General features: G+C 73.8%; 6 protein-coding genes and 1 pseudogene. 5 read left to right on the plus strand and 2 right to left on the minus strand.

What is annotated here, in order from left to right:
• The coding region (locus DQW85_RS27285) for an ATP-binding cassette domain-containing protein (protein WP_113702776.1) at positions 1 to 385 on the plus strand (385 nt) is incomplete at its 5' end.
• Complete coding sequence (locus DQW85_RS27290) at positions 382 to 2,178, plus strand: ABC transporter ATP-binding protein (RefSeq protein ID WP_113702777.1); 1,797 nt, start codon at positions 382 to 384, stop codon at positions 2,176 to 2,178. The genes DQW85_RS27285 and DQW85_RS27290, both read left to right, overlap by 4 nt.
• Before the next feature lie 14 nt (positions 2,179 to 2,192).
• On the opposite strand, the gene DQW85_RS27295 is transcribed toward DQW85_RS27290, so the two are convergent.
• Both DQW85_RS27295 and DQW85_RS27300 read right to left on the minus strand, forming a co-directional pair.
• Positions 2,193 to 2,585 (minus strand): ATP-binding protein, encoded by a 393-nt coding sequence (locus tag DQW85_RS27295; protein WP_113702778.1) that lies wholly within the window; start codon positions 2,583 to 2,585, stop codon positions 2,193 to 2,195.
• Positions 2,578 to 3,414: an MEDS domain-containing protein gene (locus tag DQW85_RS27300; protein ID WP_113702779.1), complete on the minus strand. Its 837-nt coding sequence runs from the start codon at positions 3,412 to 3,414 to the stop codon at positions 2,578 to 2,580. Before DQW85_RS27300 ends, DQW85_RS27295 begins: the two co-directional genes overlap by 8 nt.
• Before the next feature lie 155 nt (positions 3,415 to 3,569).
• Here DQW85_RS27300 and DQW85_RS27305 point away from each other — a divergent pair, with 155 nt between their 5' ends.
• The 3 genes and pseudogenes from DQW85_RS27305 to DQW85_RS44875 form a co-directional block, all read left to right on the plus strand.
• Positions 3,570 to 3,950, plus strand: coding sequence for an STAS domain-containing protein (locus tag DQW85_RS27305; RefSeq protein WP_205315446.1), 381 nt, complete (start codon positions 3,570 to 3,572; stop codon positions 3,948 to 3,950).
• Positions 3,951 to 3,958: 8 nt separating this feature from the next.
• Positions 3,959 to 4,309 (plus strand): phosphoribosyl-AMP cyclohydrolase, encoded by a 351-nt coding sequence (gene hisI, locus DQW85_RS27310; RefSeq protein WP_113702780.1) that lies wholly within the window; start codon positions 3,959 to 3,961, stop codon positions 4,307 to 4,309.
• Positions 4,306 to 4,766: pseudogene (locus DQW85_RS44875) on the plus strand (hypothetical protein); the annotation flags it as partial. The gene hisI and the pseudogene DQW85_RS44875, both read left to right, overlap by 4 nt.

The following is a 4,766-nucleotide window of genomic DNA, read 5'->3' on the forward strand; positions in this document are numbered from 1 at the left end:
GACCCTGTCGGGCGGCCAGCGCCAGCGGCTCGCGCTGGCCCGCGCCGTCGTGCGCCGCCCGCGCCTGCTCATTCTCGACGACGCGACCTCCAGCGTGGACCCGCAGGTCGAGGCCCGGATCCTGCACGGGCTGCGCGACGCGGCCGAGGCAGCGACCGTGGTGGTCGTCGCATACCGGCTGGCCACGATCGCGCTCGCCGACGAGGTCGTCTACCTGGAGCGCGGCCGGGTCGCCGACCGCGGCGCGCACGACGAGCTGCTGGCGCGCTGCCCCGGCTACCGCAACCTGGTCACCGCCTACGAGCGTGAAGAGGCCGAACGGGCCGCCATCGCCGCCGCCGGGGAGCCGGCGGACGAGACCGAAGAGGAAGGGGTCAGCGCGTGAGCGACATCGGGGGCGCGCGCGGGGTCATCGGCCGCAACGCCGAACGGTCGGCGCTGGCCACCGTGCGCCACGGGCTGTCGCTGACCCCGGAGTTCCGCAAGGGGCTCGCCGGCACCCTGGCCCTGGCCGTCATCGCCACCACCGGCAAGATCATCGTGCCGATCGCGGTGCAGCAGACCATCGACACCGGCCTGCAGGGCTCGGCGCCGGACGTCCCGTACATCACGCGGGCGGTCCTGGTGTGCGCCTTGGCGGTGGTGCTCACGGCGCTCGCCGGATACGTCATGAACGTCCGCCTGTACAGGGCGACCGAGTCCTCGCTGGCCACGTTGCGCGTGCGCGGCTTCCGCCACGTGCACGACCTCTCGGTCCTCACCCAGAACACCGAACGCCGCGGCGCCCTGGTCTCCCGCGTCACCAACGACGTCGACCAGATCAGCACGTTCATGCAGTGGGGCGGGTTGATGATCATCGTGGCGTTCGGCCAGCTCCTCGTGGCCAGCGTGCTCATGCTCGTCTACTCGTGGCGGCTCACGCTGCTGGTGTGGGCGTGCTTCCTGCCGCTCATGATCGCGCTGCCGCGCTTCCAGCGCTGGCTCTCCGCCGCGTACACGGGGGTTCGCGAGCGCACCGGCGACATGCTGGCCGCGGTCAGCGAGTCGGTCGTGGGCGCGGCCGTCATCAGGGCGTACGCCTCCGAGCGGCGCACCTCCGACCGCATCGACGCCGCCGTGGACGCCAACAAGGCCGCCCAGGTCAAGGCGCAGACCATCGTCGCGTTCGTCTTCCCGCTGACCGAGATCGTGGCCGCCGTGGCCATCTCAGGCATCGTGCTGCTCGGCGTCAGGCTCGGCATGTCCGGCGACATCACGGCCGGCCGGCTGGTCGCGTTCCTCTTCCTCGTGACATTGTTCGTCGCGCCGCTGCAGACCGCCACCGAGGTGCTGAACGAGGCCCAGAACGCCGTCGCCGGCTGGCGGCGCATCCTCGGCGTGCTCGACACCCCGCCCGACGTCGCCGACCCGGGCGCCGGCGGCGTGGAGCTGCCGCGCGGCCCGATCTCCGTGGCGTTCGAGGACGTCCACTTCTCCTACCCCGGCGGCGCGCCCGTGCTGCGCGAGGTGTCGCTGGAGATCCCGCCGCGCTCGCGCATCGCGGTCGTCGGGGAGACCGGCTCGGGCAAGACCACGTTCGCCAAGCTGCTCACCCGCCTCATGGATCCCGCGTCGGGCCGCGTCACCGTCGACGGGCACGACCTGCGCGACGTGCGCTTCTCCTCGCTGCGCGAGCGCATCGTGATGGTGCCGCAGGACGGCTTCCTGTTCGACGGCACGCTGGAGGAGAACGTCAGGTACGGGCGCCCGGCCGCCACCCGTGAGGAGATCACGCTCGCGATGACGGAGCTCGGCCTCGCCGACTGGGTGGACGGCCTGCCCTCGGGCCTCGACACCCCGGTGGGGCAGCGCGGCGAGTCGCTGTCGGCGGGGGAGCGGCAGCTCGTCGCGCTGGCCCGCGCCTACCTGGCCGACCCCGACCTGCTGCTGCTCGACGAGGCCACCTCCGCGGTGGACCCGGCCACGGAAGTGCGGCTCGCGCGGGCGCTGGACGGCGTCACCCGGGGCCGCACCGCCGTCTCGATCGCCCACCGGCTGTCCACGGCCGAGAACGCCGACGAGGTGCTGGTGTTCGACGGCGGGCGCGTCGTCCAGCGCGGGAGCCACGAGGAGCTGGTGGCGCAGCCGGGCGTCTACGCGGACCTGCACGCCTCGTGGGTGTCGGCCGCCCGATCCTGACTCCCTGTCACCCCCTACCCCCTGCTCGCCGAGAAGGTCACGCTGGTGCCGCCGCCGGGCGTCGAGACGATGGTGACCTGGTCGCAGAGCAGGCGGGTCAGCCAGAGCCCCCGTCCGCCCGTGTCGTACCTGGACGGCGTCCGCTCCGCGCCCATCCACCCCGGCGGCAGCCCAGGCCCCTCGTCGGTGACCTCGCACCAGAGCCGGCCGGCTTGCGACCACAGCCGCAGCCGCCCGCCGCCCCCGCCGTGCAGCACCGCGTTCGTGGTGATCTCGTTCACGGCGAGGACGAAGTCCTCCAGCCGCCTGCCGCCGAGCCCCTCGCCAGCCGCGCACGCCGTGACCGCACGGCGCAGCACGGTGATGCGGCCCCGCGCGAAGTCGGCGGCGAGCAGCCGCCTACACATCGCCGGCCCGCTGGACGGTGAGCAGCTCGTCGGCCCGGATCAGCCGCAGCACGCGCGCGATCGTGTCGTCACAGACCACCACCGTGCGCCGCTCCCCCCTGGCCAGGGCCGTGGCCGTCAGCAACTGGGCGGACCCGGCGTCCATGAAGCCGACCCCGGTCGCGTCGATCACCACCTCGTCGGTCTCCTTCTCCAGCGGGGCCAGCACCGAGGCGAACGCCTGCCTGTTGGTCAGGTCGATGTCGCCCGACAGGCGTAGCCCCGGCGGCGCGCACGTGGTGGTGAACCGCAGCAGCGCCCGCTCCGGCGCGATCGGGTGGACCGCCGCCACCCGCTCCAGCGCCTCATGCGAGAACGCCACGCGGTCGTACTGGCACACCGCCGCCAGCCACCGCTGGCCGAACAGGGCGTTCGCCGCGGCCTCCAACGCCGTCTGCCCCGCCGCGTCGTCTACTCCCCACCCCGCGTCCACCAGCGCGTACACCCCGGAGTGCCCCTCCCGCAGCGCCTGCTCGCCCGCGGCGCACAGCCCTCTCAGCGCCCGCACCGGATCGAACCGCCCGGCCGTGAAGTGCGTGTCGGCGCTCGCCAGGATCGCGATCCGCCCCGCCGCCTCGGCCTCCTCGAACCCCGCCACGAGCGGCGCCAGCCACCCCCGCGTCCGCTCGGGCGTGTGGGTGTGCGTGACGATCAGCACCTTGGCGCGGCGCCGCAGCCCGTTGCGCGTGAACGCCCGGGTGGTCGCGATCCGCTCACGATCCCCCTGGAACGGCAGGCAGACGTGATCTCCGAGATCCGGATCGAGGAGCGAGCCCGCGACTTTCACCACGATGACCCTCCATGCCCCTCCACGCAGTGTGTCGCGAGAAAGGTACTCTCCGCGACGAGGTCACGTAACGCGTTCTGCGCAAAACCCACCGTGATACGGATGCCGCCGGTGTACCTTTTCGGGCGGGGGCCGGTGTCAGGTCATGAGGAGCGGGCGTGGACGTGCTGGAGATGACACGGCGCAGGCATGGGGAGATGGTCGTCGTCAGCCTCGCGGGCGAGGTCGACGTCGACAACGCCGGCCAGGTGCGCAAGTGCCTCGGCGAGGCCGCCGCGACGCGCGGGTCCCGGCTCGTCGTCGACCTGAGCGACCTGAGGTTCATCGACACCACCGGGCTCGGCGTGCTGGTGCGGCTCCGCGCCGACCTGCGCGAGCGCGAGGGCACCATGGCCCTCGTGGCCCCCCGACGGCCAGGTGCTCCGGCGGCTGCGCAGGACCAACCTGGCGCCCCTGTTCCCGATCTACGACACCCTGTCCCAGGCGCTCGGCTGACCGTGCCGCGTCCGATGTGGGGGGCGGCCTCCGGGGCTGGTTGAATGCTGTCATGTCCCTGGATCCCAAGGTCGCCGCGCGGCTCAGGCGCAACGGCGACGGGCTGGTGCCCGCGATCGTCCAGCAGCACGACACGGGCGAGGTGCTGATGCTCGCCTGGATGGACGACGAGGCCCTCCACCGCACCCTCACCACCGGCCGGGCGACCTACTGGTCGCGCAGCCGGGGCGAATACTGGGTCAAGGGCGACACGTCAGGGCACGTCCAGCACGTCAAGTCGGTCGCGCTCGACTGCGACGGCGACACGGTGCTGCTCAGGGTCGACCAGGTCGGCGCGGCCTGCCACACGGGCGACCGCACCTGCTTCGACGCCGACCCGCTGGAGGTGTCGGCGGCGCCATGACCAGGTCCGACGGCGCACCGGAGGACCCCACCTCCACCACGCCACAGGAGGACCCCGCGCAGGCACCGGACGCCCCCGCTCCCGCTCCCGGTCCCGCCCCCGCTCCCGCCCCCGCTCCCGGCCCCGCCCCCGCTCGGGGCGGGCGCTCAGAGGCGAGGGAGGCGAGCGGGCCTCCCGTCGGCGACGTGGAGCCTGGCGACGACGCCACAGGGACAGGTGGTCGTCACGCCCAGGCGGGGGCGGCGCACGATGCGGAGGCCGGGCGGCGCCGGTCGCGGGGTGGACGCGAGTTGGCGGCGTGGGTGGGCTTGACCGCGTTCGGGTGCGCGCTGGTGCTGTTCGCGGCGACCCGGCCGTGGGTGAGCGAGGTGCCGGCCGGGGGAGGGCGCGGCGGCGGAGGGCTGGTGACGCCGACGGGCGAGGACCTCGGCCCGGTCCTGACCCCGGTGGCGCTGGC

Origin of the sequence: Nonomuraea lactucae, assembly GCF_003313395.1 — a bacterium.
GTDB classification, from domain to species: Bacteria; Actinomycetota; Actinomycetes; order Streptosporangiales; family Streptosporangiaceae; genus Nonomuraea; species Nonomuraea lactucae.

Coding starts and splice junctions, on each gene's coding strand:
- hisI (WP_113702780.1), top strand. CDS start 3,959: ATGTCCCTGGATCCCAAGGTCGCCGCGCGGCTCAGGCGCAACGGCGAC.
- DQW85_RS27295 (WP_113702778.1), bottom strand. CDS start 2,585: ATGTGTAGGCGGCTGCTCGCCGCCGACTTCGCGCGGGGCCGCATCACC.